The organism is Weissella confusa (genome assembly GCF_004766315.1).
GTDB classification, from domain to species: Bacteria; Bacillota; Bacilli; order Lactobacillales; family Lactobacillaceae; genus Weissella; species Weissella confusa_A.
Genome location: NZ_PVSN01000032.1, coordinates 1 through 14,235, shown reverse-complemented (window position 1 = coordinate 14,235; position 14,235 = coordinate 1). Strand labels below are relative to the sequence as shown.

General features: G+C 45.6%; 14 protein-coding genes, 5 tRNA genes and 1 pseudogene. 2 read left to right on the top strand and 18 right to left on the bottom strand.

Translation table 11 applies throughout. The features are described 5' to 3' along the window. Positions 1-539: transposase (locus C6P11_RS05055; protein ID WP_210114223.1), on the bottom strand; the 539-nt coding region annotated here is incomplete at its 3' end. A 338-nt stretch (positions 540-877) separates the two neighbouring features. Then, a complete protein-coding gene (locus C6P11_RS05050; protein WP_135519134.1) occupies positions 878-1,870 on the bottom strand; it encodes a VOC family protein in 993 nt (330 codons plus the stop codon). Between the two features lie 207 nt (positions 1,871-2,077). On the opposite strand from C6P11_RS05050, the pseudogene C6P11_RS05045 reads away from it, so the two are divergent. Then, positions 2,078-2,790: pseudogene (locus C6P11_RS05045) on the top strand (TIGR00266 family protein). A gap of 41 nt (positions 2,791-2,831) precedes the next feature. On the opposite strand, the gene C6P11_RS05040 reads toward C6P11_RS05045, so the two are convergent. The 5 genes from C6P11_RS05040 to C6P11_RS05020 form a co-directional block, all read right to left on the bottom strand. After that, entirely contained in the window at positions 2,832-4,004 is a 1,173-nt protein-coding gene (locus C6P11_RS05040) for a multidrug effflux MFS transporter (protein ID WP_135519132.1), read from the bottom strand. Between the two features lie 78 nt (positions 4,005-4,082). After that, entirely contained in the window at positions 4,083-5,471 is a 1,389-nt protein-coding gene (gene mgtE / locus C6P11_RS05035; RefSeq protein WP_245299779.1) for a magnesium transporter, read from the bottom strand. 24 nt (positions 5,472-5,495) lie between these two features. Then, entirely contained in the window at positions 5,496-6,407 is a 912-nt protein-coding gene (locus C6P11_RS05030; protein ID WP_135519129.1) for an RluA family pseudouridine synthase, read from the bottom strand. Continuing rightward, positions 6,407-7,222, bottom strand: a complete 816-nt coding sequence (locus C6P11_RS05025; RefSeq protein WP_135519127.1) for an NAD kinase — start codon at positions 7,220-7,222, stop codon at positions 6,407-6,409. Before C6P11_RS05025 ends, C6P11_RS05030 begins: the two co-directional genes overlap by 1 nt. 29 nt (positions 7,223-7,251) lie before the next feature. Continuing rightward, positions 7,252-7,857, bottom strand: a complete 606-nt coding sequence (locus tag C6P11_RS05020; protein WP_135519124.1) for a GTP pyrophosphokinase — start codon at positions 7,855-7,857, stop codon at positions 7,252-7,254. 344 nt (positions 7,858-8,201) lie between these two features. Between C6P11_RS05020 and C6P11_RS05015 the strand changes: the two genes are divergently transcribed. Next, complete coding sequence (locus C6P11_RS05015; RefSeq protein ID WP_135519122.1) at positions 8,202-8,828, top strand: DsbA family protein; 627 nt, start codon at positions 8,202-8,204, stop codon at positions 8,826-8,828. A gap of 55 nt (positions 8,829-8,883) precedes the next feature. Here the strand turns inward: C6P11_RS05015 and C6P11_RS05010 are convergent, their stop codons facing one another. From C6P11_RS05010 to C6P11_RS04960, 11 genes are all read right to left on the bottom strand, one after another. Then, positions 8,884-9,402, bottom strand: coding sequence for a YfcE family phosphodiesterase (locus C6P11_RS05010; RefSeq protein WP_003608016.1), 519 nt, complete (start codon positions 9,400-9,402; stop codon positions 8,884-8,886). A 3-nt stretch (positions 9,403-9,405) separates the two neighbouring features. Continuing rightward, positions 9,406-10,002, bottom strand: coding sequence for an XTP/dITP diphosphatase (locus C6P11_RS05005; RefSeq protein ID WP_135519119.1), 597 nt, complete (start codon positions 10,000-10,002; stop codon positions 9,406-9,408). Between the two features lie 18 nt (positions 10,003-10,020). After that, positions 10,021-10,866 carry a glutamate racemase gene (gene racE, locus C6P11_RS05000; protein WP_135519116.1) on the bottom strand — a complete coding sequence of 282 codons (846 nt, stop codon included), beginning with the start codon at positions 10,864-10,866 and terminating at the stop codon, positions 10,021-10,023. A gap of 111 nt (positions 10,867-10,977) precedes the next feature. After that, a complete protein-coding gene (locus C6P11_RS04995) occupies positions 10,978-11,601 on the bottom strand; it encodes an HAD family hydrolase (RefSeq protein WP_135519113.1) in 624 nt (207 codons plus the stop codon). A gap of 59 nt (positions 11,602-11,660) precedes the next feature. Further along, the gene (locus C6P11_RS04990) at positions 11,661-11,972 is read right to left on the bottom strand and encodes a hypothetical protein (RefSeq protein WP_135519110.1); all 312 of its coding nucleotides are present in this window, start codon (positions 11,970-11,972) and stop codon (positions 11,661-11,663) included. A gap of 76 nt (positions 11,973-12,048) precedes the next feature. Further along, complete coding sequence (locus C6P11_RS04985; protein ID WP_135519108.1) at positions 12,049-13,479, bottom strand: hypothetical protein; 1,431 nt, start codon at positions 13,477-13,479, stop codon at positions 12,049-12,051. Positions 13,480-13,732: 253 nt separating this feature from the next. After that, positions 13,733-13,804, bottom strand: a tRNA-Gly gene (locus C6P11_RS04980). Between the two features lie 30 nt (positions 13,805-13,834). Continuing rightward, positions 13,835-13,908 (bottom strand) — tRNA-Met (locus C6P11_RS04975). Positions 13,909-13,913: 5 nt separating this feature from the next. Continuing rightward, positions 13,914-13,987: transfer RNA gene (locus C6P11_RS04970), tRNA-Pro, on the bottom strand. 44 nt (positions 13,988-14,031) lie between these two features. After that, positions 14,032-14,104: transfer RNA gene (locus tag C6P11_RS04965), tRNA-Arg, on the bottom strand. A 5-nt stretch (positions 14,105-14,109) separates the two neighbouring features. Then, positions 14,110-14,182: transfer RNA gene (locus tag C6P11_RS04960), tRNA-Val, on the bottom strand. Positions 14,183-14,235: the final 53 nt, after the last annotated feature.

The following is a 14,235-nucleotide window of genomic DNA, read 5'->3' as shown; positions in this document are numbered from 1 at the left end:
ACGGTTCCAGTTAAAGCATCGGTCATGATAAGCGGATGGTAACCGACGTTCAAGTAGTGATAATTAAAACCAATTTTTTCTTGATGACCAAAGGTCTCAAAGTAGGTTGAATCCAAATCTAGCACCAGTTCAGTATTGGCTGATCTTTCATCAATTAAAGAGACAATACGACGATTTAATTCTTGTAGCTCATCAATGTCTTCGTTCGTGAGATGTGATAGAAATCTGGAAATAGTTGGTTGAGATGCCATGTTTTGCGCATAAACAAGTCGATGTTCGATATCTTGGGTCAAGTAATCTGCAACGTCGTCGTTGCGATAACCTTCGATAACTTGAATGAGCATTTGCAATAACAATTCTACCTTAGCATAGCGTGGATTTTTGCGATTATCGTTGAATTCAACGTTATTAAAGAGCCTGGAAATTACAGGCGAATTCATAAAAATACTAAGCAGCACGTTGCCACCATCCGAGGTAATTGGTGCCCCATTGTCTGAAACTGCAACTAAATGGTTGCTAGGTAATACTTTTTGAGTCATAATTTTAGACGCTCCAATTTTTGAGTATTTGGTTTGTTTTCCACTAACAAAATATCATAAAAAAGAGCTCCTATGGTTTTCACCCAACGGGTGAAAGCGCAAAACCCGCTGAAACGGTATTAACTTGCTGTTTCAGCGGTTTTTTGTTTGTCTTGATGAATAATCCGGGTACTATTATCTTTCATGCCAAATATCGTATCTAATAATCCATTAAAGAACAAGACAAAAAAGAGATACCGCAATAATTGCGATATCTCCAAAATTGTTATATTTAATTTTGACAAGTGTCCTAAATGTGTCCTAAAACACCGTCAAACCTGGCATACCAAGGGGTGGGATTAATCGTTACGAGTGTTACCCTTTTCATCGTGGATAGCACGGATCTTACCGTCGTTCTCCAAGTGACCAGTTCCCGTGTAAGGCTTTACTTCGTCAAAGAAGACACCCTTCTTTGCGTAGTGGTCAAGCAATTCTTGACGTGATGCCTCGAAACGTGGTGGCAAAGCGAACGTCGTACCCAAGTCGAACAATGATTCGTCCAACGTGAATCCTGGGTTCGTCGTAGCCAACTCAACACGGTTTCCACCAGGCTCGATGAAGTATGCTGAACGGAAGTATCCACGGTCGATAAAGACTTCACGCTTGTAGCCCAAAGCCTTGGCACGCTCCCAGAAGTACTTCAAGTCTTCTTCTGACTCAACACCCAAAGCGTAGTGGTCAGTTGAACCCTTACCAAAGCGTGAGTTAGGTGCATCTTCAGCAGTTTGAACCAATTCAATAGCTTCAACGCCTTCCAAGTCGATGATGTTACCCTTAACTGGGATTTCCAACAAGTCTTCGAAGAAGCGACCAGTTGCAGCAACATCTGGCACGTGCAATTCAGCACCGATAACGCCAGTGATTTGGAATTCAGCAGGAACATCTGACATGTAGTTAATGTGCCAGTCGAAGTTCTTACCTTCAGTTTCTTGCATACGGATTGGCAAATCTTCGTAATCAGCCGTACGGATACGTCCCATTGCGTCAACTTCAGCCTTCAAGCCCTTTTCAGCAAAGCGGTCCAACCAGTATTGCGTTGATCCCTCAGGAATTGAGTAGTGGATGCCTGAGAAGAACATCTTACCGTCAGTACGGTCGTGCAAGTCGTCAATTGGGAAGAACGTGATAACCGTTCCTGGTGTTCCCATGAAGTCACCGTAGTAAACGTGACGGTTCTTTGGGTTGGCTTGGTTAACTGAGTTCTTGAGAAAACGCATTCCCAATACGCCAACGTAGTAATCTGCATTCAACTTGGCATCGCCAGTCAACAATGAAATGTGGTGAGTCTTCATAACTAACAAACCTCTTTTTGTGTGTTTCAATATTTTTTGTTTATTACTTTATGTGAGTATAATACCCAACCTTCAAAAACTTTGCACGTAAAAAGGGTTATGCCAAAGTATTATTTTTGATTCGAACGTAGAATAAGTATTGCTATAAGCTTTTCACTTACGTTTTAGTTATAATTACCCTATAAAAATATATCGAGGTAAACAAAAATGGATTACAAGATCGAATCTAATATGCAATTCCCATTGGTTAGCTATGACTTGTTGCCAAACGAAACCGTCCGCATTCAAAGTGGTGCGATGGTTTATCACACTGGTGACACTGAACTCAAAGGTCGTTTGAACGCAAACGGCGGTTCAGGTATTGGTAAGTTAATTCGTGCAGCCGGTCGTTCAATGGTTAGTGGCGAATCAGTCTTCATCACCGAAGTTACTGCTGGATCTCAAGGTGGTGAGTTGGCCCTCGCCCCTAATGTACCTGGTACAATCCAAGCATTGGAAGTCACTGCTGACAAGAACTACTACTTGAACGACTCAGCCTTCTTGGCGATGGACGGTACGGTGCAATACTCAATGGAACGCCAATCATTGGACGTGCCTTCTTCGGTGGCCAAGGTGGTGTGTTCGTTATGAAGACGAGCGGTGAAGGTACCTTGTTGGTTGCCGCGTTCGGATCAATCAAGGAAATTGATTTGCAAGATGCCCACGACTTCACCATTGATAACGCTCACGTGGTTGCATGGGAAACGTCATTGAACTATGACATTCACCTTGAAGGTGGCGGTGTTATCGGCTCAATCGGTACGGGTGAAGGTGTTGTGAATACGTTTAACGGTTCCGGAAAGATTTTGATTCAATCATTGAATATCGAAAACTTTGCGAATGTCCTAAAGCCATTCATGCCACAACCATCATCAAATTAATGACAGCAAAAAAGACGGAACCAGCTGAGGTTCCGTCTTTTTTAACGCTTAATGCGACTGAAAATTGAGACTCCAATCACTTGCACGACGACAATCAACACTGCCATTGGCAAGTACGTCGTTTGACCAAACAACCCGACGATTGGTGACATCAAACCACCAAGAGCGTAACGAGCCAAGCCCAACAACGCTGATGCTGAACCAGCATTTTCTTGCTGTCCTTGCATCCCCAACGCCGTCGTCAAAGAAATAATCCCACCAACCGTTGAAACAACGATGAACAATGGTGGCAAAATCATCCAAATTGACTTTGGCATAAAGGCTGTTGCCAACAACCACAAGCCACCAATGAAAGCGACACGAATAAACCACTTCAAGGCCGTGTACTCACCAAACTTGGCAGCCCAGCGACCTGACATGCTCGACATAAACGCGATTCCCGCACCATTAATGGCGTACACAATCCCGAATGTCGTCACTGACAAGCCAAAAATCTTTTGCAAGACAAATGATGATCCTGAAATGTAGGCAAACAAAGCAGCGGTCATGAAGGCTTGCGTCAACGCGAATAGCACAAATTGACGTTGCTTAAACAACTTACCGAATCCTGCCACAACCGATTGCTTTTCTTGTGGTGCTGCCTTTTCAGCTGGCAACGTCTCAGGCAATGAGAACAAAACCCCAGCGAACAAAATTACACCTAGCACGGCCAATACCCAGAACGTCATTTGCCAATCGGCCCAGGCGATGATGATTCCACCGAATACCGGTGCCAACACTGGGAACACCCCGTTAATCGTTTGGTTAATCGCAATTTGTTGCGTCAATGTCTTACCGGTAAACAAATCGGTAATCACAGCCAATGACAACACAATGCCAGTTGATCCGGCTAATCCCTGGACCAAACGGAAAATGATTAGCACCCAAATATTTGGCGCAAAGACAATCGCTGCTGAACTCAACGCAAACGCAATCGTCCCCCACAACAACGGCTTACGACGACCGATACGGTCAGACCATGGTCCGACAACCACTTGTCCTAGCGCCAACCCCAATAGTGACGCCGTAATCGTCACTTGCGCTAATGAAGTTGATGTGTGTAAATCTTGTTGCAACTCTGGCAACCCTGGCAAGTACAAATACATCGCTAGTGGTGAGAACGCACTCAAGACCCCTAGCAGGAATAGCTGTAGCTTTCCAATACTCTTTTTCATATCCTTCACCTTCAAATAAAAAACGACCCGCAACGAGCCGTTAAATTTCTATTACTAAGTATAGCCTTTCGCTTACTTTCACGCACTAATAAAGTGAGTGATAAATAGTCCAGCGATGTTGAAATAGATAATAACTGACGTCAAATCAGACAGCGTCGAGATAAATGGTCCCGATGCAACTGCCGGATCCACCCCAATCTTATCCATAATCAACGGAATAAATGATCCAGCCACATTCGCCACCAAAATGGCGACGCCCATGGCCAAACCAACTGCCACACCTAGTAGTAAGTTTGCTTTCCAGACCCAAACGACCAAGAAAATCGTTACGCCAGCCGTCGTTCCAATCATCGCACCAATCAAAACTTCGGTTAACAACATTCGAAGCAACGAACTGGTTTCTTGCAACGCGATACGACGCACTGACACGGCCAATGACTGCGTACCCGCATTACCGGCGGTACCCGTAATTAATGAGATAAACACAGCCAAAATTGATGCTTGTTGGACTAACCCATCAAATGTATTGATGACACTGGCTGTCCCCATCCCCAAGAAAATCAAGCCAATCAACCATGGCAAACGTTTCGTCGCCGACTTAAAGGGATTCTCTTCTAAAGTGACGACGTCGACACCGGCCAAACGTGAGTAGTCTTCGGCGGCCTCTTCATCGATAACGTCCACGATATCGTCAACTGTGATAATACCAACTAGCTTGTTCTCCACCACAACAGGCATCGACACAAAGTTATAATCGGCCATCAAACGGGCAACATCTTCTTGGTCATCACTCGGTTCAACGGTAATCAAGTTCGTGTCCATGACATCCGACACGCGAGCCTCATCAGGCCAAACAATCAAAGAACGCAGTGAGATAACACCGACCAATGTCTCGTCATCATCAACCACATAAATATACGTGATTTGTTCAGCCTCTTGGGCAGCGCGTTTCACGGCGGTCATGGCTTGGCCAATCGTCAAATTTTGATTAACGGCGACGAACTCGGTTCCCATCAAAGAACCGGCCGTGTCATCTTCATAATTCAACAAGCGACGAATTTCATCAGCGTCCGTCTTAGGCATCAATGCCAGGTACATCGCTAATTCGCGGGGCTCTACTTCTTCCAGCAAGTCTACCGAGTTGTCGGTATACATCTGGTTCAGCATCTGCGCTGCATAACGTGGTGACATTTCTTCCAGCAAGTCGTTCAAATCAACATCTTCTGGCTCAATTTCGTCAAAGACGGGGGCCAATTCAGTCGGCGTCAACCACTCAATGATTTGGTGACGTAATTGCGACGGCAATGTCACATAAAAAACGGCCTGATCGTAACCGTGCAGTTCGTCAAAGCCGTCTAAGAACGCCTCACGTTCGCCGTGCTCCAAATACTGAACAAGGTGGTGGGCCTGGTCGGACAGTTCATCACGCATCTCCTCTGTGATGTCATCCATCATGTTATCTGCCATGAAACTATCCTCCCCAATCTATTATTAATTTTCGTCTGGTGTCACTTGGAACCCATCCAAGACATCAACGATATCTTGTGGTAGCGCACTTTGTACCGTGCGTTCCATTTGTGCGAATGGGTCGTAGAAGTGCAACCAGTAAGCGTGCAACGCTTGACGGGTAATGCCTCGATCCATCGGACCACCATAAATTTCGTCACCAATCAATGGGTGACCCAGGTACTTGAAGTGCACACGAATTTGGTGCGTACGACCCGTGTGTAATTGCACACGAACCAACGTTTGGTTACCAAAACGCTTCACTACCCAGTATTCCGTTTGTGATGGGCGCCCGTCTTCACGAACCTCACGACGAATAAAGTCATCATCCATACGGCCGATTGGCGCATCGATGAAGCCATAATCACCTTCTAAATCACCATCAACAATTGCATAGTAACGCTTGTCGACTGAGTGCGTTTGCAATTGCTTATCCAGCAAACCGTGTGCAAAACGGTGCTTGGCCAGCAAAGCGACCCCTGACGTGAATCGGTCCAAACGCGTTACCACGTGTGGCACCAAGTCTTCAGCGCCTGAACGCGCCAAATATCCCTTCACACGGTTAACCATGGTTGTCTCACGGTCAGCCTTTCCAGGCACTGACGTCACGCCAGCTTCTTTCTCAACCACCAACCAGTTTTCATCTTCAAACAAAACCGTGATTGGCAGATCAGACATTGCCACAACGTCGTTTGACTCTTCTGGTGGCATCACAATCGTGACCTTATCACCTGGCTTCACTTCATCAACGGTACGCACTTGCTTACCGTCCAGCAAAACTGAGCCACCACCGCGCTTCACAATTGAAAACATACGGTGTGACACGCCGCGTTGTGCCAAAAATGTCTTAATTTTCAAGGTCTCATCGCCTTGGTTTGTCCAACTAAATTGGGCCATTAGTTTACCTCCGTGCCGATGAAACTTGATTGGACACGATGCCAGAAACGCATGTGTCGGTACTCAGCAAATTGAATTTTTGTTTGGGCGACATGGAACTCAATCCAGTCGATGTTTGAGGCAATCTTGCTCAAGTGGTCGAAACTCAATGTCACAGCAGCGCCATCGTTTTCTAGTTGCACACGAATAACTTCGTGACTACCGATAATCAATGGTGAACCAAGTGTACGGAAGACACGACTGTTGATTGAGGCGATTTCAGCCAATTGAATTGCTTCAAGACTTGGGTGCATGACAGCACCGCCGATGGCCTTATTGTAGGCCGTTGAGCCAGTTGGCGTTGAAGCTGTTAGTCCATCACCACGGAAGCGCTCAAATAGTTCGCCTTGAATGTAAACGTCCGCTACCAACGTTCCCAAAGGACGCTTAATCGCAGCTTCATTCAACGCCAACACGCGTTCTTCACGACCATCGGTATAACGGACACGCGCTTCCAACAATGGGTACTTGACCGTACGTGACTCTTCATCAGCCACCAAACTATCGATGAGTTCATCGATTTCAAAGTGTTGCCAGTCAGCGTAGAACCCCAAGTGGCCGGTGTGTACACCAATGAAGCGCACAAAAGCCGATTGATCGGCATAGTGGTGGAATGCACCTAGCAACGTACCATCACCACCGACAGAAATCACAACATCTGGGTGCTCATCGTCAAAGACAATGCGGTCCGTGTTGCGCTCTGCTAATTTCTCTTTAAATAAGGCAACAACAGCTTTTGATTGTGCGCCATTGTTACTATAAATTGCTAGTTTCATGCTAGTCGTCTTCTTTCCTGCTACCTGGATTAGGCCTCGGTGTGATTATCTAACCCATTGTGTAACTCTGAGAACAATTCGTCAACGCGGATACTTAGTTCAGCAACTTCACGCAACTTCTCAGTCATTTCTTCAGTATATTCACCGTCGTACTTGTAATTAATCGCGTGTTCAATCGTTGCCCACACGTTCATTTGCATTGTACGTACTTGAATTTCGGCCAAAATCTTCTTTTCGCCAGTGATTGTTTGAACTGGATATTCAATCACGATGTGGTAAGAACGGTACCCGGATGGCTTAGTATTCGTCACGTAATCACGTTCTTCCAAAATTACCATGTCTTTTCGTTGGCGCAGCAGATCAACAATCTTGTAGATGTCCTCTGTGAACTGCGTCATGATTCGGACCCCCGCCAAATCTTCCATGTCTTGTTCCAAACGTTCTAGGTCAATGTGACGTCGAACTGCTTTTTCCTTGATATTTGGAATAGCTTTAACACGTCCAGTCACAAACTCAACCGGTGTCTTCACGCCAGCCAATTCAAATTCCGTGCGCATACCACGTAACTTGACCTTAAGTTCGTCCACAGCCTGAATGTACGGTTGTAGTAATTTCTCCCACTCAATCTGTGTCATGTCGTTATCCCCCGACTTTTTTCTCACTTCCTCTATTATAGCAAAATGACCAACCTTTTTCCCGCTAATTCTTTGCCTTTAATACAAGAGATTCGAAACAGATTCTCAGCAATTTACCCCCAAATGCGCTATGCTTATTACGGTTAAAAATTCACAGAACTTACGCATCTCACACATAAGTTTTGTGACACTTGTTGCAAGCGGGTTAAGAGTTGATGATATTGCGAATTTTGAAGCTTGCAAATTAGACAGCGCTCGGTTGAACAGGTAATATAATCGAGGATATGAAAAAGACATGCATTTTTTCACATCCATAAGAAAAGTTTTGGAGGTCGTAGCTCATTATGTTAGAGGTGTACCACTTCGTGAACCCACTTTCCGGTGACTGCTTAGAGACCGAAAAGAAACTAGCGACATACGTAGAACAATCAAATAAAAAAGTTGCCATGCAAATCATTCCAGTTGTGACGATGCAATCTGCGCGTCAAACTGCGATGGCGGCATCAAACTCATTGCACCCTTCTTTGCACGATTTGAACGTCGTATCACAAACACTTTATCAAGTGGCTGTTGATACTAAGGCGGCCCAATTCCAAGGTAAGAAAGCTGCGCGTGAGTACTTGATGGCTACCCAACAGGCCCTATTACAGGGAAACGCCTATTCTGATGAATTGGTGATGCAAACTGTTAACGATTTGGCATTGAACCAGGAAATGTTTGTTGAGGATCGCAATAGCGACCTTGCTGTGCAAGCATTCCGCGCTGATCAAAACTTGGCAGCCGAAATGGGTGTTCGTAACTTCCCTGCGTTGGTGGTTTACGACACTGATCGTTCTGAATATGCCGTCAGAACCGATGATTTTTCTGATGAGCACTTGACCCGACTTTTCTTGTCGGCAACTCGTCAGCGGCTAAGAGAATATGACGGCTTCCTACACAATGGTGGCGTCACAGAAGTAGAAGAAGGCTAAAAGAGACCTAGCAAGGCGGTAACCCGTCCTGCTAGGTCTCTTTGTTTATATTCGATTAACGCTTAAACGTAAAACGTAGGCCTTCTACTGGCTTCATATCGCGCGTGTAGAATTGTACGATAAATTGCGTTGGCTCAACCGTCAAAATGGCATACGTGCCACCAAGGTAGGCGTATTGTCCCTTTGGCAATGAAATTGAACCTGGGTTGATGAACAAACGACCATCAATCTCTTCTGCACCCAAAACGTGTGTGTGACCTGACAAGACCACATCAACACCCTTAGCTGAAGCAACTTCACGCAATTGGTTCAATGATACCTCAGTGTGTACCAAGTGACCGTGCGTTTGGTAAGCCGTAAAATTATCATCCTTGTAATCACGGTCATCTGGGAACATTGGATCCGTATCCATGTTTCCGATAACTGGCAACAAGTCGTTGAACAACTCATCAGAGCGTGACAACTCTGAATCACCGTTGTAGAACATGGCCTTTACCTTACCGCGGTAGTGATTCACGACATCTTCCAAAATTTGGCGATCGCCGTGCGCATCAGAAATAATCAAGTAATCCATGATTTAATCCTCCCACCAGTCTTTAAACTCAGTCATAAACTCACGTAAAGCCGCCCCACGGTGTGAAATTTCATTCTTCTCAGCTGGCGTCAATTCGGCCAACGTCTTATCGAATGGCTCATAGTAGAACAATGGGTCGTACCCAAAGCCACCTTCACCGCGTGCTTCACGCAAAATGCGTCCGTCCACCTTACCAGCAGCAACCAAGCGCTTGCTATCTGGCTTAATTGCCACAATGACAGCGTGGAATGATGCTGTACGGTCGATGTCAGGTGTGCTTTCAAGTTCGTGCAACAACTTTGCATTGTTAGCTGCATCATCGTGATCACCTGCATAACGTGCTGAATGAACACCTGGTGCCCCGTTCAACGCATCAACCATCAAACCGGCATCTTCGGCAACAACTGGCACACCAAATGCGTGCGCAATCGTTTCCGCCTTGATAGTCGCATTCTCTTGGAATGTCGTCCCATCTTCAATGATTGCTGGCACATTATCCAATTCGTTCAATGACACAACTTCAATACCAAGTGGCGTTAGGAACTCGCGGAATTCGCGTACCTTACCTTCGTTCTTTGACGCAAAAATCAACTTTGCCATGAGGCCCCCTTTGTGACTTTAGTCTGTAACAGATTCATTCAACACTAGTGTATCACCAACGATATCCAAGTGCTTAACAGTCATTTCCTTATCATCCAACCAACGACCACCGATTGTGGCAAAACGCTTTACGCTACCAGTTGTAAAGTATTCGTCGTTCGTGTGATCAGCTGGGTTTGCTGCAGCGTGACGCAAATCATACTTGTCCAAGAACTCGACAACCGTTGAAATCGTCTTGGCACCAGAGTTAACCAACGTTACCTTAGGTCCCATTGCTTCTTGGATGAAGCCTTCCATCAATGGGAAGTGCGTGCATCCAAGAATTAACGTATCAACTTGGTGGTTCTTAAAGTACGTCAACTTTTCTTTCACCACTTGACGGGCAAATTCTGACGTGTAGTCGTGATTTTCGGCCACATCAACGAATTCTGGTGCGGCAAGTTGCACAACGTTAGCTGCGCGGTTACCTTGCAACAAGCCGTTGTAGTAAGCCAATGACTTAACTGTTCCAGCCGTTGCGATAACACCAATTTCACCGTCCGTTGACTTACGCAAAGCGGCATCGACACCAGGTTGGATAACACCAACGACCGGGATGTCTAGCTTTGCTTGAAGGTCAGGAAGTGCGGCCGCAGTCGCTGTGTTGCACGCCACGACCAACATCTTGACATCCTTCTTCAGCAAATAATTAACCATTTGCCAAGTGAAGCCGAGGACTTCATCCTGTGGGCGTGGACCATAAGGCATGCGCGCCGTGTCCCCCACGTAGTAGACTTGTTCATCAGGAATTTGCAGCAAGGCTTGCTTGACCACGGTCAACCCACCGATACCAGAATCGATGTAACCAATTGCACGATTATCCATTATCTTCACTTCTTTCGTTTTTTCTAAGTCTTCATTATAACATCGCCAGGCCTATTCCGGAAATTTACAGTTAAAAAGTAAAAGACCTGGTAAAGAATCAGGTCTAATCGCTTACTTTTCAGCTAACTTCAAGATATCAGCGGGCGTTTCAAAGATATAATCTGCTTCATCATTAAAGACAGCGCGGTCACGAACACCCCATGAAGCCATTCCGAACTTAATGCCGGCGTTGTGCGCCGCGTGCATGTCGTGCACTGAATCACCTATGTAAATTGACTCTGAAGGATTCGCATCAAGGTCAGCCATTGACTTCAAAATTGGATCAGCAGCTGGCTTCATCTTTGGCGTTTGACCTGCAAAGACGAAATCATCGAAGTAGCCGTTAATATCAAAGTTATCAGCGTGATCGGCGAATTCTTCTGGCGTGTTAGAGGTCACAATCCCCATCTTAACCCCGGTCGCCTTCAAGTCAGCCAACATGTCGTGAATGCCGTCAAATAGCTTCACTTCGTTCCAGAAATCGTGGTAGTGACTTTGCCACTGCTTTTGCATCTCTTCTGGGTTTTCGATGTTGAACTTAATCAACGCATCCAATGAAGGCAACCCGAAAATGGCGTATAGCTCCTCATATTCTTTATGAATACCGTTGGCTTCCAAAGTGAATTGCAATGACTTCATGTACATGATCTCTGTGCTCAACAATGTGCCATCAACGTCAAAAATGAATGTCTTCATAGTCCTGTGAACTCCTCAATACTTAGTGCCTTCATTATAGCACTAGGTTATGCCTATTTTTAGTGTTGAACGGTACGCATGCCCACTGTCATCACCGTTAAGACGATTACCGCTAACAACTGACCAAGCATGACGCGTTGCAGTGCAACCCAGTAAGCGTGTTCTAGCGGGACAGCCAGCACAACGGTCGCTAGGACCACAATCACCGTCGCCACACAACAGCTAGTTCGTGTTGAAACACGCTTTAAGAAGAAATATAACGTCATCGTCGCAATAATAGCTGGCAAAATAATCAAAAGTGGATGTACGCCAATTAAGGGTGTTAGTAAAATATCGCTTATATAAATCAGTAATAATAGGATTTGAACCATAAGTTTTACCTCCTGTTTTAACCATACCAAAGGCAAAAAGAAAAAGCCGACCCTGTCCAGGTCAGCTAAAAATTTCTTAATATATTGCCGGCATATCTTGGCCAATTTCGACCATCTCCAGCTTATTTGCGGCATCCACAATTAATGCATAGGCGTAACGATCAAATTGAACCGTTTCAATCGCTTTGCCCCACTTTAGAACATTGGACTTTGGCATCAAATCTTGTGCAGCTGCCCAACGTGCAAACTCAATCACAATATCATCAACGAATTCAAAGCCGTCTAGGCCAAACAAATCAAATGTTTGGAACTTTTGGCGCAATACTCGGCCTAACATATCAGGTGTAATCGCTTCTAAACTAGCCTGTGTTTTAACCGCTAGTTCATCCAGAACCATTGATATAATCGCTTGCGCTGTTTCCAACCCTTCAGGCGTCAACTCATCACGGTCAACCAAGTCCGTCATAAAGTCGTGAATGTTGTCATCATAGTCCGGCACCTCACCGTCAGCACCTGAATAAGATAGTTCATCAGGCTCATGCGCCAGAATCCCCGTAATAAGTGCCTGCAGTTCCGCCGTATAGTGAATACGCTCAGCATTTTCAGATACCGTCACCACGTCTTGCAGGAACAAACCATTTAGGCCATCAAAGAAGTCACGCACTGCATATTGGGTGTCAGCCCAATCACCCATCTCAATCTGAGTTTCAAGCCGCTCGCGCATTGGTGCGACGTAAACGACCGTTAGTACCAACAACTCTTGGTGTTCCTTTAGGTATGCAATATGCTTCTTAATAACCGGTTGAATGCTACGGTGCTGCATATATAGCGCTGGTATACCGCTATCATTCAATACCTCGAAGAAGAATTTCACGCGTAGGTCATCATCGTCAGTTGTTGTTTCTTGCGCGAAATCTACGTTCGTCTCGCGCAACTCATCCTCAGTCACTTCAAGACCTAGCTCCGTCATTAGATTTTGCATCAATTCCACTTCTTCGTCGTCGAGTGGTTCATCAATTGATTCTTCTAAGTCATTCAAGTACTCAGGTACGGTCTCCATCAACCAAGCACGTACATCAGGTGTAAAGAAACTCTCGCGAATCAAGCCACGTTCAACCAAATTCTCAACGATTGCCTCCATTAGTTCAACTAGTAACCCAGTATATTGTCGATCCACTTCCAAGTAACCCAATGTCATACCCATTGCTTGGAACAGATTGTTGGGTGTCCAATTGTTCGGCACTTCATTCGTCAAGATAAAGGCGTAATCCACCGTTTGACGAACAAAAATGTTAACAAAGTCATCATCAACTTGCTTGTTATCATGATACTTTTTGACTAAATCATCGCTGACTGACACCGCTAAAGCACGGTTAATCATCAACGCAGTCTGATCAATCGGTGGTAGTACCAAGCCCCCTTGCTTAGCATATGACTGTCGAATCAATTCCGCATAATCCGCTGGAATAAAGTTATCCGCATCAAACGGCATTTCTGATTCATCCATAATCTAGAACCCTCTGTCAGTCTCTTATCACAACAGCTGTTGGTCTAAAACCCCTGACTTCAGTCAGGCGTAAGGCCAAAGACGCACCTGATAAGTGCGACTTGGTCACGTCGACGGTCTAAAACCTCCGACATTCCCAGTCTGCTTTATAGATGATTATACGTTGTTCAGCGATAATAAAACAGTGATTACGTATAGTCCAAAAGGACAAAAAAACAGCCTTACCGAAGTAAGACTGTTCGTAAACCATTGAAGCGGACGACGGGAATCGAACCCGCATTCCCAGCTTGGAAGGCTGGAGCACTAGCCATTGTACTACATCCGCATGATTTAATTGTTTCGGCATCTCTGCCAATCGCGGCGGGGGGGATCGAACCCTCGACCTCCCGGGTATGAACCGGACGCTCTAGCCAGCTGAGCTACACCGCGATTAATCGGGACGACAGGATTCGAACCTGCGACCCCCTGGTCCCAAACCAGGTGCTCTACCAAGCTGAGCTACGTCCCGAACAATATTCAATTACTTGAATATTAGCAATATTAAGTTGCTAATGGGCCTAGCAGGACTCGAACCTGCAATACCCGGTTCGTAGCCGGGGTGTTTATCCAATTAGCATATAAGCCCATTAATGGACGTTACAGGGATCGAACCTGTGACCCCCTGCTTGTAAGGCAGGTGCTCTCCCAGCTGAGCTAAACGTCCATGTGCATCGCGACGTCCTATCCTCGCAGGAAGCGATCCTCCAACTACTTTCG

What these genes read in the sequence shown, in the direction of transcription:
- C6P11_RS05050 (WP_135519134.1), bottom strand. Translation starts at nt 1,870, where the DNA reads ATGAAGACTCACCACATTTCATTGTTGACTGGCGATGCCAAGTTGAAT.
- C6P11_RS05040 (WP_135519132.1), bottom strand. Translation starts at nt 4,004, where the DNA reads ATGAAAAAGAGTATTGGAAAGCTACAGCTATTCCTGCTAGGGGTCTTG.
- mgtE (WP_245299779.1), bottom strand. Translation starts at nt 5,471, where the DNA reads ATGGCAGATAACATGATGGATGACATCACAGAGGAGATGCGTGATGAA.
- C6P11_RS05030 (WP_135519129.1), bottom strand. Translation starts at nt 6,407, where the DNA reads ATGGCCCAATTTAGTTGGACAAACCAAGGCGATGAGACCTTGAAAATT.
- C6P11_RS05025 (WP_135519127.1), bottom strand. Translation starts at nt 7,222, where the DNA reads ATGAAACTAGCAATTTATAGTAACAATGGCGCACAATCAAAAGCTGTT.
- C6P11_RS05020 (WP_135519124.1), bottom strand. Translation starts at nt 7,857, where the DNA reads ATGACACAGATTGAGTGGGAGAAATTACTACAACCGTACATTCAGGCT.
- C6P11_RS05015 (WP_135519122.1), top strand. Translation starts at nt 8,202, where the DNA reads ATGTTAGAGGTGTACCACTTCGTGAACCCACTTTCCGGTGACTGCTTA.
- C6P11_RS05010 (WP_003608016.1), bottom strand. Translation starts at nt 9,402, where the DNA reads ATGGATTACTTGATTATTTCTGATGCGCACGGCGATCGCCAAATTTTG.
- C6P11_RS05005 (WP_135519119.1), bottom strand. Translation starts at nt 10,002, where the DNA reads ATGGCAAAGTTGATTTTTGCGTCAAAGAACGAAGGTAAGGTACGCGAA.
- racE (WP_135519116.1), bottom strand. Translation starts at nt 10,866, where the DNA reads ATGGATAATCGTGCAATTGGTTACATCGATTCTGGTATCGGTGGGTTG.
- C6P11_RS04995 (WP_135519113.1), bottom strand. Translation starts at nt 11,601, where the DNA reads ATGAAGACATTCATTTTTGACGTTGATGGCACATTGTTGAGCACAGAG.
- C6P11_RS04990 (WP_135519110.1), bottom strand. Translation starts at nt 11,972, where the DNA reads ATGGTTCAAATCCTATTATTACTGATTTATATAAGCGATATTTTACTA.
- C6P11_RS04985 (WP_135519108.1), bottom strand. Translation starts at nt 13,479, where the DNA reads ATGGATGAATCAGAAATGCCGTTTGATGCGGATAACTTTATTCCAGCG.